Source organism: Microbacterium sp. F2E (assembly GCF_020905435.1).
GTDB classification, from domain to species: Bacteria; Actinomycetota; Actinomycetes; order Actinomycetales; family Microbacteriaceae; genus Microbacterium; species Microbacterium lacticum.
Genome location: NZ_JAJJIB010000005.1, coordinates 65,761 through 78,393, shown reverse-complemented (window position 1 = coordinate 78,393; position 12,633 = coordinate 65,761). Strand labels below are relative to the sequence as shown.

14 protein-coding genes and 2 pseudogenes are annotated in these 12,633 nt (G+C 71.4%); 6 read left to right on the top strand and 10 right to left on the bottom strand.

The features are described 5' to 3' along the window. The first annotated feature begins 50 nt into the window (after positions 1-50). Both LOK55_RS05815 and LOK55_RS05810 read left to right on the top strand, forming a co-directional pair. Entirely contained in the window at positions 51-1,055 is a 1,005-nt protein-coding gene (locus LOK55_RS05815; RefSeq protein ID WP_229934625.1) for a M15 family metallopeptidase, read from the top strand. Between the two features lie 133 nt (positions 1,056-1,188). Next, a complete protein-coding gene (locus tag LOK55_RS05810; protein ID WP_141381229.1) occupies positions 1,189-2,352 on the top strand; it encodes an acyl-CoA dehydrogenase family protein in 1,164 nt (387 codons plus the stop codon). Positions 2,353-2,382: 30 nt separating this feature from the next. Here LOK55_RS05810 and LOK55_RS05805 read toward each other — a convergent pair whose 3' ends face one another. Further along, positions 2,383-2,640, bottom strand: coding sequence for a hypothetical protein (locus LOK55_RS05805; protein ID WP_229934687.1), 258 nt, complete (start codon positions 2,638-2,640; stop codon positions 2,383-2,385). Between the two features lie 21 nt (positions 2,641-2,661). Between LOK55_RS05805 and LOK55_RS05800 the strand changes: the two are divergent. Together LOK55_RS05800 and LOK55_RS14220 are read left to right on the top strand one after the other, a co-directional pair. Then, a pseudogene (locus tag LOK55_RS05800) lies at positions 2,662-3,100 on the top strand (transposase); the annotation flags it as partial. Next, positions 3,090-4,180, top strand: a pseudogene (locus LOK55_RS14220) (hypothetical protein). The pseudogenes LOK55_RS05800 and LOK55_RS14220, both read left to right, overlap by 11 nt. Before the next feature lie 256 nt (positions 4,181-4,436). Here the strand turns inward: LOK55_RS14220 and LOK55_RS05785 are convergent. Both LOK55_RS05785 and LOK55_RS05780 read right to left on the bottom strand, forming a co-directional pair. Then, positions 4,437-4,622 carry a hypothetical protein gene (locus LOK55_RS05785; RefSeq protein WP_268252350.1) on the bottom strand — a complete coding sequence of 62 codons (186 nt, stop codon included), beginning with the start codon at positions 4,620-4,622 and terminating at the stop codon, positions 4,437-4,439. A 100-nt stretch (positions 4,623-4,722) separates the two neighbouring features. After that, complete coding sequence (locus LOK55_RS05780) at positions 4,723-5,259, bottom strand: hypothetical protein (protein ID WP_229934621.1); 537 nt, start codon at positions 5,257-5,259, stop codon at positions 4,723-4,725. On the opposite strand from LOK55_RS05780, the gene LOK55_RS05775 reads away from it, so the two are divergent. Continuing rightward, positions 5,258-6,091 carry a hypothetical protein gene (locus LOK55_RS05775; RefSeq protein ID WP_229934620.1) on the top strand — a complete coding sequence of 278 codons (834 nt, stop codon included), beginning with the start codon at positions 5,258-5,260 and terminating at the stop codon, positions 6,089-6,091. The two genes, LOK55_RS05780 and LOK55_RS05775, sit on opposite strands and share 2 nt — an antisense overlap. After that, positions 5,998-6,348: a TetR/AcrR family transcriptional regulator C-terminal domain-containing protein gene (locus tag LOK55_RS05770; RefSeq protein ID WP_229934619.1), complete on the top strand. Its 351-nt coding sequence runs from the start codon at positions 5,998-6,000 to the stop codon at positions 6,346-6,348. The genes LOK55_RS05775 and LOK55_RS05770 overlap by 94 nt, the downstream gene beginning before the upstream one ends. Before the next feature lie 66 nt (positions 6,349-6,414). Here the strand turns inward: LOK55_RS05770 and LOK55_RS05765 are convergent, their stop codons facing one another. From LOK55_RS05765 to LOK55_RS05735, 7 genes are all read right to left on the bottom strand, one after another. After that, positions 6,415-7,035: an ECF transporter S component gene (locus LOK55_RS05765; RefSeq protein WP_141381110.1), complete on the bottom strand. Its 621-nt coding sequence runs from the start codon at positions 7,033-7,035 to the stop codon at positions 6,415-6,417. After that, positions 7,035-7,916: a siderophore-interacting protein gene (locus LOK55_RS05760; protein ID WP_229934618.1), complete on the bottom strand. Its 882-nt coding sequence runs from the start codon at positions 7,914-7,916 to the stop codon at positions 7,035-7,037. The genes LOK55_RS05765 and LOK55_RS05760 overlap by 1 nt, the downstream gene beginning before the upstream one ends. 110 nt (positions 7,917-8,026) lie before the next feature. Further along, positions 8,027-8,836 (bottom strand): energy-coupling factor transporter transmembrane component T, encoded by an 810-nt coding sequence (locus LOK55_RS05755; protein ID WP_229934617.1) that lies wholly within the window; start codon positions 8,834-8,836, stop codon positions 8,027-8,029. Continuing rightward, on the bottom strand, positions 8,833-10,689 hold the full coding sequence (locus LOK55_RS05750; protein ID WP_229934616.1) for an ABC transporter ATP-binding protein: 1,857 nt from the start codon (positions 10,687-10,689) through the stop codon (positions 8,833-8,835). Before LOK55_RS05750 ends, LOK55_RS05755 begins: the two co-directional genes overlap by 4 nt. A 206-nt stretch (positions 10,690-10,895) precedes the next feature. Beyond that, on the bottom strand, positions 10,896-11,450 hold the full coding sequence (locus LOK55_RS05745; protein WP_229934615.1) for an ECF transporter S component: 555 nt from the start codon (positions 11,448-11,450) through the stop codon (positions 10,896-10,898). Between the two features lie 95 nt (positions 11,451-11,545). Then, complete coding sequence (locus LOK55_RS05740) at positions 11,546-12,064, bottom strand: pirin family protein (protein ID WP_308066641.1); 519 nt, start codon at positions 12,062-12,064, stop codon at positions 11,546-11,548. After that, a complete protein-coding gene (locus tag LOK55_RS05735) occupies positions 12,061-12,432 on the bottom strand; it encodes a GNAT family N-acetyltransferase (protein WP_229934614.1) in 372 nt (123 codons plus the stop codon). The genes LOK55_RS05740 and LOK55_RS05735 overlap by 4 nt, the downstream gene beginning before the upstream one ends. Positions 12,433-12,633 lie beyond the last annotated feature (201 nt).

The window sequence follows — 12,633 nt, the reverse complement described above, 5'->3', positions numbered from 1 at the left end:
AACATGGCAAGCGGAGCGGACGATCAGCCGAGGCGGGGCAGAATAGGCGGGTGCCGCAGCCCGAGCAGCCGACGACCCGCCGCGCGGCCCGACGCGACGCGGTCCGTCATGGACGGCTCCGCGCGCTGCGGGCGGGCGCGCTCGTCGTGGTGCTGGCGCTCGTCGTCATCGCCGCTGTCGCGATCGCGGGCTCCCTGGGAGGGCCTTCTGCCGCCCCGGTCGCGCAGGCGACCGGGGCTACCGCGCCGACCGACGCCGTCGACCTCCCGGACGGGGCGGGTGGGTCAGCGGGCCCCGCCACCGGGCTGCCCGCGCCCGCTCAGACCTCGGTCGCCGCCGCGTCGTGCGGCGACCCCGCCGTCGCGCAGGCGCTCGCGAGCGGCAGCGATGCCGACGTGCTCGCGGCGTTCGGCGGCGCTGCGGCTTTCCGCGCCGCGGTCGCCGGCGGCACGGCGCCGTGCGTCGACCTCTCCGACTCGCGGCGGGTGTGGGTGATCGTCGACAAGCAGCGGCCGCTCGTGCCGATCGACTTCGAGCCCGCCGAGGTGACCGCCCCCGCGAACATGCCGCGCACGGTCGACGGGCGGCTGCAGCCCGCGGCATCCGATGCGCTGTCGGCCCTGGTCGCGGCGGCGGCCGCGGAAGGCGCCGGCTCGATCGGGCTCAACAGCGCCTACCGCTCCTACGCGTCGCAGACGCGCACCTACAACGGCTACGTCGAGTCGATGGGGCGCGACCAGGCCGACCTGCAGAGCGCGCGCCCGGGATTCAGCGAGCATCAGACGGGGCTCGCCACCGACGTCGCCGCGTGCGACGGCGGGTGCTCGGCGATCGAGTCGTTCGGCGGCGCGACCCAAGGCGCGTGGGTGGCCGCGAACGCGTGGCGGTTCGGCTTCGTCGTGCGCTACGAAGACGGGTACACGCCGATCACCGGCTATGAGTGGGAGCCGTGGCATCTGCGCTACATCGGCACCGACCTCGCGCAGGTCTACCACGATGGCGGGTTCCACACCCTCGAGGACTTCTTCGGTCTGCCCGCGGCGCCCACGTACTGACGATCGCCGCCGCGCCTCGCGCACGCGGTGAAACCCAGTACCATGGATGCTGAGATGGCATGCCACCGGCATCCCGCACCTCGACCGACTTCGGCACTCGATCACACACTCAACGAAGAGAGGCAGGCGCACCATGGAGCGCAATATCTACGACGAAGACCACGAGGCGTTCCGCGACGTCGTCAAGGAGTTCGTCAAGCGCTACGCCACGGAGGAGAAGCGCAAGCAGTGGGAGGCGGACGGCGAGATCGACCGCGCCACGATGCTCGCCGCGGGCGAGGCCGGCATTATCGGGCTCTCCGTGCCGGAGGAGTTCGGCGGCGCGGGCATGCTGCAGGACTACCGCTTCCGCGCGATCGTGCTCGAAGAGGTCATCAAGGCCGGCCAGGGCTCGCTCGCGGGCGCCCTCGGCATTCAGGACGACCTCGCCGTGCCGTACATCGTGCACATGGGCACGCAGGAGCAGAAGGAGAAGTGGCTGCCGGGCATGGCGACCGGCGAGATTCTCGGCGCCCTCGCGATGACCGAGCCCGGTGCCGGATCCGACCTCCGCGGCATCAAGACGACCGCCAAGAAGGTCGACGGCGGCTACCTCGTCAACGGCGCGAAGACGTTCATCTCGTCGGGCAAGACCGCCGACATCGTCGTCACCTTCGTCAAGACCGGTGAGGGCAACCGGCCGGATGCCTTCAGCCTGCTGATCCTCGAAGACGGCATGGAGGGCTTCGAGCACGGCAAGAAGCTCGAGAAGATGGGCTTCCACGGGTGGGACACCGCCGAGCTCAGCTTCACCGACGTGTTCGTCCCCGAGGCGAACCTCATCGGCGGCAAGGAGGGCCTCGGCTTCATCCAGCTCATGATGAACCTGCCGCTCGAGCGCCTGTCGATCGGCGTCGCGGCGGCTGCCGCTGGCGAGGCCGCGTTCGACTGGACCCGCGACTACGTGATCAGCCGTGAGGCGTTCGGCGAGCGCGTCGCCGACTTCCAGAACACCCGCTTCCGCCTCGCCGACATGGCGACGACGGTCGACGTGATGTGGGCCTACATCGACCGCGCGATGGAGCTCTACAAGGACCAGAAGCTCACCGCCGAAGAGGCCGCGAAGGTCAAGTTCTGGGCCACCGACCGCGAGGCGGAGCTGCTCGACGTCGGCGTGCAGCTGCACGGCGGCTACGGCTACATCACCGAGTATCCGATCGCGCGCGCCTACCTGGATGCCCGTGTGCACCGCATCTACGGCGGCACCAACGAGATTATGCGCGACCTCGTCGCGCGCCAGATCGTCGGCAAGCGCTGACGCGGGCGCCGCACAGCCGCCCGCCCCGCCTCACCGAAGCGCGAGGCTCACGCACAGCAGGGTGCGTACGAGACCCTGGATGACCGCGCGCAGCACGATCACCGAATCCCAGCGCTCCCGCAGCGCGCGGGCGTCCCGCGGAACGTCGCCGGCGTAGGCGGCGGCGCTGAGCCTTTTGTTGATCGGCGCCGAGATGCGCGCGAAGATACCCAGCCACGCGAGCAGCCGCACGAGCGCGAGCGTCGCCGCCACGCCGCTCGCCCAGGCGTGCTGGAGGAAGGCCAGCACCGCGGCGACCGCCGATCCGGCTCCGTTTACGAACAGCCCGACGCTGACGCGGTGAACGCGCAGTTCGACCGGCTGCGGGACTACGTCGACGGCAAGCTCCCTGACGCGCACGGCCACCTCGATACCGCCCGGGCGGACATCCTCGCGTTCACCGGGTTCCCCGACGGGCTCCGGCAGCAGATCTGGTCCAACAACCCCAACGAGCGATTGAACCGGGAGATCCGCCGCCGCACCGACTCCGTCGGGATCTTCCCCAACCGTGACGCGATCATCCGCCTCGTCGGCGCAGTCCTCGCCGAACAGACCGACGAATGGGCCGAAGGACGCCGCTACCTCGGCCTCGACATCCTCGCCAAGTCCCGCCTCACCCTCGTCGCCGACCGGAACGGAGGCGACCACCGACACCGTCCTCGAACTCAGCGCCAAGCCCCGTCGCCTACCATGGAGCGGTGACTGCTGAGCGTTGCCGATCCACCGCCGATCCTGCCGAACCCCTTTCCGATGCCGAGCTGCTCATCGGCCTGGTGGTCTCACCATCCCTGAGTGCGGTGCTCGGCCCCGAGGTCACCACCTCGGTGCGCAAGATTTTGGTGCAGCAGTATCCGGGAGTGCGCTGGCAACTGAAGATGGCCGAAGACCGGCTGGTCGATCCACCCGCCGAGACCTTGGACCTGCTGGAGGCGGCCCGAAACCGCGTGCTGGAGGAGAACTGGGATTTGGCCGTGGTGCTCACCGAGATCCCCTGAAGACCAGCCGACGTCCGGTGCTCACCCAGCTCAGCCCCGTGCACGGGGTGGGACTGGTCTCCGTCCCAGCCCTGGGAGCCGTGCACGTGCGGCAGAAGGTGCAAGAGACCACCGTGCACGTGGTCGGGCAACTCCTGGGCTACGACGCCGAAGACCCCAACGCCCAGCGGGATCTTGCTCGAAGAGCCCACCAGCTGTCCACCGATCTCGACGAACGCCCGGACGACAACGTCGTGCAGTTCACGGCCCGAGTGCTGAGCGGCAACGTGCGGTTGCTGCTGGGCATGATCCGCGCCAACCAGCCTTGGGCCTTCGTGGCCCGGCTCTCCCGGGCGATGGTCGTGGCAGCGGCCACCGGCATGGTGACATTGGTGGCCTCGGACCTATGGGTACTGGCCATGGCCTACGGGCCGGTGCGCCTGGTCCTGCTGGCGGTGATGGCGATCGGGGCGGTGAGTGCCACCCTGATCCTGGGAGCCGACTTGTGGGAGCGCCCACGGCGGCGAGCCCAACGTGAGCAGGTGATCCTGTTCAATTTGGCCACCACCGCGACCGTGGCCATCGGGGTTGTGGTGTTCTACCTCGTCTTATTCATCCTGTCCTGGGTCGGCGCGCTGCTGCTCATCGACGAGCAGGCACTGGCCGGTATCGCCGGTCACCCAGTGAACGCTTTGGACTACGCGAAGATCAGCTGGCTCACCGCCAGCCTGGCCACCGTGGGCGGAGCAATAGGAGCTGGACTGGAGGACGAAGATGTGGTGCGCGCCGCTGCCTACACCCGGTCCAGCACCTGACACAGCCCCAGCACAGAAGAAACTGAAACATCTACGCGTTGATGCCACGTTGAACCGCCCTGGGTTTCGTTCCGTTCCTTTATCGAGAGGATGGGAACGTGCCCGCGAAGTATCCGGAATCGTTCAAGGACCGTGCGGTCCGGATGGTGCTGGACAGGCTCGAGGCCGATGAGGGGCCTTGACCCCGGATCGTGGACACGGTGTCCTTGATTTCGCCATCAGTCATGGGCTTCTCCGTTTTCGGCCTCGTCGTTCCTCACTCCCCCATCGGTCGACCCTGGGGCAGTTCTCGAGCCCCGACGGGTGGGAACGGCTTGCCGTTGTTGTACTTCGCTTCCAGCCGCTCGACTTCCTTCATCGCGGCTCCACTGAGGAACTGCGACAGGCTGCGCACGCCCTCGTAGGGGATCGTGTGCATGATCGCGCCGCGGGGCCGGCTCAGGCGCCGGAGGCGCGGCCACGCCGATGACGGCGAGGATGGTGACGATGTCGAACAGGGCGGTGGCGAGGGTATCCATGGGTGATCCTTTCCGTGCGAGGGATCAGCGGGCGTTTGCGACGGGCGCGTCGTAGCGGGGGAGCTCGATGGCCTCGGATCTGTCGAGCATGCGCGCCACGAGCTGCTTCATCGGCCAGTGGTGCATGAACCGGGCGGTGAGCACGCGCATCCGCAGCATGAACCGGCTGCGCGGCAGGAAGCCGTCGGCGCCGCCGGGAGGAAGCGTGTGCGCGGCCTTCACGAGCGGGCGCATGATCTCCTCGTAGCGCCGGACCGCCGCGGTGTGGTCGACTCCGCCGCCGTCGGATGCCGGGCCGCGGTCGGATGCCCGGGCGCCGTCGGATGCCGGGGCGGCGTCGAGTGCGACCTCGCGGGCGAGTTCCCCCGCGAGCACGTACGCGCCGACGAGCGCGAGACTCGTGCCCATGCCGGTGAGCGGCGAGCCGCAGTACCCGGCGTCGCCCAGGAGCGCGACGCGTCCCGTCGTCCAGGCATCCATGTGCACCTGACTCACCGTGTCGAGGTGGAACTCCGGGTCGGCGTCGGCGGCGGCGAGAAGCTCGGGCGCACGCCATCCCATGCCCGCGAAGACCGTGCGGAGCAGACGCTTCTGGCTCGGCACGCCACCCCATGCCCGCGACGACCGTGTCGGCGGCGAACGCCAGCATCGCCTTCGCGGTGCCGCCCCGCTCGGAGCGCAGCCCCAGCATGCGACCGGGCTCGTTGTGCATCTCGAACCAGTCGTCGAGCGGGCCGGCGTCGGGCACGGTGCAGTAGCCGAGATAGAGTCCGAGGTGGGTGACGAAATCGGACTCCGGTCCGAAGGCGAGCGCGCGCACGCCGGAATAAATGCCATCGGCGCCGACCACCAGGTCGTAGGTGCGGACGGCTCCGCTCCGGAAGGTGACCTCGACGCCGCCCGGTGTCTCGTCGAGCGCGCTGATGCGGTCGCCGTAGACGATGTCGGTCTCGCCGGCGATGAGCTCGTGCAGGATGACGGTGAGGTCGCCTTTCATGATCTCGAGCTCGGTGACGGGGCTGCCGTCGCCGGTGAAGAGGTCGGCCGGCATGGTCGCAAGCTCTCGACCGTCGCGGTCGACGTAGCGGAGGCCCTTCTCGGGCACGAGCAGTTCGCGGACGCGCGGCAGGATCCCCATCCGCTCGGCGACGATCTCGCCGAGTCCGTGCAGGTCGACGGCCTGGCCGCCGAGCCGCAGCGTCGTCGCCTGTTCGACGATCGTCGATCGGATGTCGTGGGTGCCGAGCCAGTAGGCGAGGGCCGGACCGGCGATTCCGCCGGCTCACGCGTCCCCAGCTCGTGCCGCACGGCCTGCGCTACACCGAGTGGGCTTTGCAGGCGTTGGCGCCGCTGGGCCTCGACCTTCGGCAGATGGTGCACATCTGCGTGCTGATCTTCAGCCACACGAAGGGGCTCGCGAACGACATCGCCGCGGAGTCGGAGCAGCAGCAGGACACCGGTCTCACCGCGGACGAGTTCATGTCGACCCGCGCCGGCGACATGGCGGCGCTGATCACGCCGGAGAACCTGCCGATGCTCCCGGCGCTCGTGCGCAGCGACGACTTCGACCTCGACGTCGATGAGCTGTTCGAGTTCGGTCTGCAGCGTCTGCTCGACGGTCGCGAAGGATGGCTCGCCGCGCGCGGGTGATGGCGGTTCGGGCGCTGAGGTCGGCGTCTCGTCGGGCGTGAATGCCCCGCGCCGCCGCGGGCCGCGTCAGTCGGTCGCCGCAGCCGCGGATGCCCCGGTCGCCCCGGTCGCCGCAGCCCCCGCCTCGGCCACCCCGACCGTCGCCGGCCGACGCCGCGCGAGCCGGGCGACGCCCGCAGCGCGCAGCCGGTCGGCGATGACGATGCCGAGGGCGACGGCGCCGAGCTCCGACGCGAACAGCGCGACGACGTAGAGCACGACCACCCAGACCGGGAAGGCCTGCATGTTGGCTGCGGTGACGGTCCACACGGCGTAGAACGTGGCGAGCAGCGTCGCCCCGACGTAGTACAGCCAGCGCGACCAGCGACGGTAGAGCGTCACCAGGAACGGCAGCTCGATGAACGCCGCGAACATCACGTTGGTGATCACGATCGCGGGCCCGGTCGTCGACAGCGGGGTCGCGACGAGCCCCGAGATGAGTCCGGTGAGCAGGGCCGCCCCGGGGCGCTCGATGAGCCGCATCGCGATCACGAAACCGATCACCCACGCCCCCGCCACGAGCGCCGACACCGGCGGCAGGGTCGCGTAGGTCGCGGTCGAGAACGCCGTCGCGGGGATGATCAGAAGCCCCGTCGCCACCCCGATCGCGGCGCAGGTCAGCAGGTACGCGGTCGTCACGCGGCCCATCAGTGCGCCCCCTCCGCCGCGGGGCGGGCTTGCTCCGACTTCGGGGCGGGCGAGGCCGCGCCGACGCGCCAGTACCCGACGAAGCTGATCCGATCCTTGCCGAGACCCTGCGCGACGAGGTGCCGCCGTGCGGCGGTCGGCAGCGACTGCTCCCCGACGATGAAGGCGTGCGTGTCGGATGCCGGTGCCGCGAGCTCCTCGAGCGCGGCGAGCGCCAGCGAACCGGGCTTCGCCGAGGCATCCCGCACCAGCCAGCGCACCTCGATGCCCGCCGGCGCGTCGAAGGGGAGGATGTCGTCGGCCGACGGCGCCTCGATGATCGCGAGGCCCGTCGCCGACGGCGGCACCGAGGCGCAGATGCCGGCCACAGCCGGCGCCCCGGTCTCGTCGGCGACGAGCAGCACCTTCTCGACGCCGTTCTCGGGATTGAAGCCGAGCCCCTCGTCGATCACGACGACCGACTCGCCCGGCGCGGCGGCCTCGGCCCAGCGCGAGGCCGGGCCCGCCGTCGGTCCGCTACCGTGCAGCACGAAGTCGACGTCGATCTTGGCGCCGCCGCTCGGGCCGGCCGCGCGGAAGGCGCGCACCGTGTAGTTGCGCATGACGGGGCGTACCCCGTCGGGGATGCGCAGGTACTTCAGGTAGCCGAAGATCTTGTTCGCCTTCGCGGGGATGCGCGCGAGGGCCTCCTCGCCGCCCTCGCCGCTGTGCGGCAGGAACAGGCGGAACCACTGGTCGAACCCCAGCGGTGCGAACCGGTCGATCTCACCGGCGCCGAGCGTGATGCGGATCCAGTGCGGGCTCAGCCGCTCGGTGCGCAGCACCTCGAGGCGCACGAGCTCTTGCGAGGCGGGCTTGACGAGTCGGGAGAACCGGGCCATGCGGGTGTCCTTTCGAGGCGGATAACGCGGCGGAGTCGGAGCGGGTCAGCGGCGGTCGTGGAGGGTCAGGGGAGAGGGTCAGCGGCGGGTGAACGGCGGGTCGGCGCGGGTCAGAGGGTCCACGGGAAGAAGGCGATGAGGATGCCCGCGCTCGCGACCCAGAACGCGGCGACGAACACGGTGTCGCGCACCCGCCACGGCACGAGGTGCCGCTCGGTGCGGTCGGGGTGGGCGCCGAAGGCGCGGGCATCCATCGCGAGCGCCACGCGTTCGGCGTGCCGGATCGCCCCCGCCAGGAGCGGCACGATGTAGCCCCACCAGCGGGCGAGGGCCGCGAACGGGCCGCGGCCGCCGTGCGCACCGCGCACCCGGTGCGCCTGCCGGATCACCTCGAGCTCGTGGCCGAACCGCGGCACGAACCGGAACGCCGCCAGCGCCGTGTAGCCGATCCGATACGGCACGCGCAGCTGCTGCACCGCGGTGCGCACGAGGTCTGGTCCGGTGCTCGTGAGCCCCGCGATGAGGGCGAGCGCGATGATCGCCACGAAGCGGAGGCCCGTCGCGAGCCCCACCGCGAGGGCGCCGCCGTAGAGGCTCCAGCCGCCGATCTGCAGGATCGTCACCGAGGTGTCGACGCGCGAGGCATCCGTCCAGAGCGCCATGCCGAGCCCGATCACGGCCGCGCCGAGCGGCAGCGCGACGACGAGCAGCAGACCGAGCCGCGCGGTCAGGCGCGCCCCGGCGAGGAGCACCGCGTAGGCGAGCACGATGAAGGCGAGGGGTGTCGCGAGGTCGCGCACGAACACCAGAACGAGCATCGCGGGCAGCGGCGCGGCGAGCTTCGCGAGCGGGTTCAGCCCGTACAGGAAGCGCCCCGACGGGGCCGCGGTGGCGTACGGGTCGATCGTGACGGCGCTCATGAGGCACCCCCGGTCGCGGTTTCCTCGGGGGTTCCGGCCGGGGTTCCGTCGGGGGTCCCGGCCGCGCCCGCGAGGTCGGCGAGGCGCGTGACGGCGGCGAGCGACGGATGCCTCGTCAGACCCGCGAACGCACGACGCAGCGGCGGGAGTCGGAGGCCAGCCGTGCGCAGCAGCGCCTCGTCGGCGAAGACATCGGGCGTCGGGGCATCCGCGACGACGCGCCCGTCGCCGACGATCACCGTGCGGTGCGCGTACTCGGTGACCAGCTGCATGTCGTGCGTGACGACGAGCACCGTCGTGCCGTCGCGGTTGAGTCCCTGCAGCAGGGTCAGCAGCTCGTCGGCGCGGGCGCGGTCCTGGCCGAACGTCGGCTCGTCGAGGGCGAGCACGGGCGCTCCCGCGACGAGCGCGGTGCCCACCGAGAGGCGCCGCTTCTGGCCGCCGGAGAGGAGGAACGGATGCACGTCGGCCTGGTCTTCGAGCCCGAACCGGCGGAGCACGTCGAACGCGCGCTCGCGCACCTCGGCCTCGGGCAGCCTCTGCAGCCGCAGGCCGTGCGCGAGTTCGTCGTAGACGGTGTGCGCGATGAACTGGTGCTCGGGGTTCTGGAACACGAACCCGATCCGCCGCGACAGGATGCGGAGGTCGGTGCGGGCGATGTCGGTGCCGCCGACGCTGACCTGTCCGCGCGGCACGGGCACCACCCCGGCGATCGACTGCAGCAGGGTCGTCTTGCCGGCGCCGTTCGCGCCGACGATCGCGACGAACTCGCCGGCGGCGACGTCGAGGTCGACGCCGTGCAGGATCTCGGTCTTGCCGCGCCGGGTGCGCAGGCCCCGCACCCGGATGAGCGGTTCGGCACTCCGTCTCCGCGCGTCGCCGGGGGCAGAATCCGGCCGAGTCGGGGTTTCGGCCGCCGGTGGCGGGGCGGGCTCGGCGGCCGGCGGCGGGGCATCCATCGTCTCGAGCGCGGCGTGCAGCTCGGCGGGATCGAGCGGGAGCGGATCGAGAGGCCAGCCCGCGTCGCGCAGGCGCAGCGCGGCGAGGGTCGAGACGGGCAGCCAGACGCCCATCGCGTGCAGCTCGTCGGCCCGCCCGCGCAGCACCTCGTCGACCGAGCCGTCGGCGACCGTGCGCCCCGCGTGGTCGAGCACCACCACGCGATCGGTGATCGCGGTCGCGGCGTCGAGGTTGTGCTCGACCAGCACGATCGCCCGGTCACCCGCGGCGACGAGCTCCCCGAGCGCCGCGTAGACCTCCTCGATGCCCCGCGGGTCGAGGTTCGCGGTCGGCTCGTCGAGCACGAGCAGGGGCGATCCCATCGCGAGGGCGCAGGCGATCGCGAGGCGTTGCCGGCCGCCGCCGGAGAGACGGTCGGGGTTCTCGGTGCGCCGCTCCCACAGGCCCACCCGGCGCAGGGCGTCTTCGGCGCGGGCGAGCACCTCGTCGACCGGCAGGCGCAGATTCTCGGGGCCGAACGCCACCTCGTCGAGGAGGGTTCCGGTCACCAGCTGCGCATCCGGGTCCTGGAACACCATCGCCACACGCGTGCTCAACTCGGCGACGGGGGTCACCGCGGTGTCGAGCCCGTCGATGAGCACCGAGCCCTCGAGCGTCGCGGGCACGGCGTGCGGGATCAGGCCGTCGAGCGCGAGCGCGAGCGTCGACTTGCCGGCGCCGCTCGGTCCGAGCAGCAGCACGACCTCGCCGCGCGCGACGTCGAAGGTCGCCGCGGCGGGGGCGGCGTGCGTCGCGCCGTCGTGGCGGATGCCGAGGTCGCGCACCCGGACGAGGGGCGTCGGGGTCTCGCCGAGGGGTTCCGCGGCGGCCGCTCCGAAGACGGCAGAGGTCACGGGAATTCCCAGCGGTCAGGACAGTGGAGTCATCCCAGGTTAGCCGAACCTAACTTCCGCGGCCAGTCGCGGGCGCGCCGGTGCTCACGCCGCGTCACGGACGCAGGAGAAATCACGAACGCAGGATGCCTGGGCGCCGAGCCGTCCTGCGTCGGTGATTTGTCCTGCCTCGGTGATGTGGCGACCGGCGCGAAGCGGCGGCCAGGTCAGCGCGCCGCGCCCTGCCGGGCGACCCCGGCGCGGCGAAGCGACGCGCCGATCGCGAGGCCGATCGCCGTCCAGGCGATCGGGCCGCACACCGACAGCGCGAGGTACGCGATCTGCGCCCACAGCGGCAGCGCGCTCAGGTGCGCCGCGAAGAACACCACGACGGCGACGATCACGCCGATGATGAATGCCGAGATGAAGAAGCGCCACGCGCCCCACGCGCGGTACCGGGTGAGGGCGGCCACGCCCTCCTGGATCGCACCGAAGAGGAGCGCCGTGCCGAGGAACCGCATCGTCCACGCCGGGTTGAAGGCGCTCGAGACGAGCGCGGCGAGCATGTGCGTGAGGATCGCTACGAGCGGCAGGCGCAGCACCTCCTGCGCGATGATGCCGGGCAGCACGTGCGCACCGAGCAGCAGCCCGTAGGCGAACGGCACCGTCGCGAGAACGACGGGGGTCAGCAGTCCCGCGATGCCGCCGACGATGCCCGTCGCGACGCCGATCGCCGCGCACACCAGCAGAACGCGCGTCGAGAGGATCGGGTGTCGGGCCACGCTCCCAGGGTACCGGGGCGGAAACCCGCTCCGACCGTGATAAACCAGCCCTGCGCCATGAACCCCACGCAGCCAACGGGCGGGCGGCGCCCCCGTCAGGGCCGGCGCCGCCGCCGGGTGAGGCGCACCGCGGGCAGCGGCGGGGCGGGAGCGCGCTCGTCGCCGTGACCGACGACGTGCCCGAATCGGGTCGGAGCGGCCCCGGGCGCACCCTCGGCGTCCACGAGCGCGTATTCCCACGCGGGCTCGAGCGGCAGCGTGATGGATGCCTCGGCCGGAATATTCACCTCGACGCCGGCGATCGGGGTGTACATCGTCGCGGGGGAAGAGGCGCCCCCGAACGCGCCGACGACGACCGTCGCCCGGGCGCCGCCGCCGAGATCGACGACGGGGAGATCCTCGTGCCGCTCGAACGCCTGCGCCCCGTCGCGCCGGCTCTCGGGCAGCGCGACCCAGAGCTGCAGCGCGTCGAGGGGCACCGCGTCATCGCCCACCGAGTACTCCGAGTGTGCGATGCCGGCACCGCTCGTCATGAGGTTCAGCACTCCGCGTCGCACGATCACGTCGCTGCCGAGCACGTCGCGGTGGCGCGGACCGGCGTCGAGCCGGGTCATCCCCGCCCGTCTCCGACGACCTCGTCGCCGGGCTGCTTCTCGTCGGTGGGGGCGGACTCGGCGACCTCGACGTCGCGCGGACGCCACTCGATCTTCAGGCCCGGCACGTCGTGCGACTTGAGGTACTTGATCACGAACGGGCACACCGGGATCACCGTGTTGCCGCGGCGCGCCTCGTCGGCCATCGCCTCGCCCACGAGGGTCGTCCCGAGACCGCGCCCGCCGAAGGCCGGGTCGATCTCGGTGTACGGGTAGATGACGCGCCCGGGCGAGGCCAGCACGAACTCGATGTACCCGGCCACTCCGCCGTCGACCGTGATCTCGTACCGCTCCTTCTCGTCGCTGCGCACGACCTCGACATCCGACATGGCGCTTCCTCTCCACCGGGCCGGGGCCGTTCCCCCGGCTCGTCACCTCCAACGTAGGCGGGGCCGCCCCTGTTCCGCCAGAACCGCCGCTCGTCGCGGCATCCGTGCCGCTCGTCGCATCGCGGCGGCACGAGGCATCCATCTCACCTCCGCCCTCCTTAGCGTGGACGCGCGCGACGATGCGCCTATCCCAGGAGGATC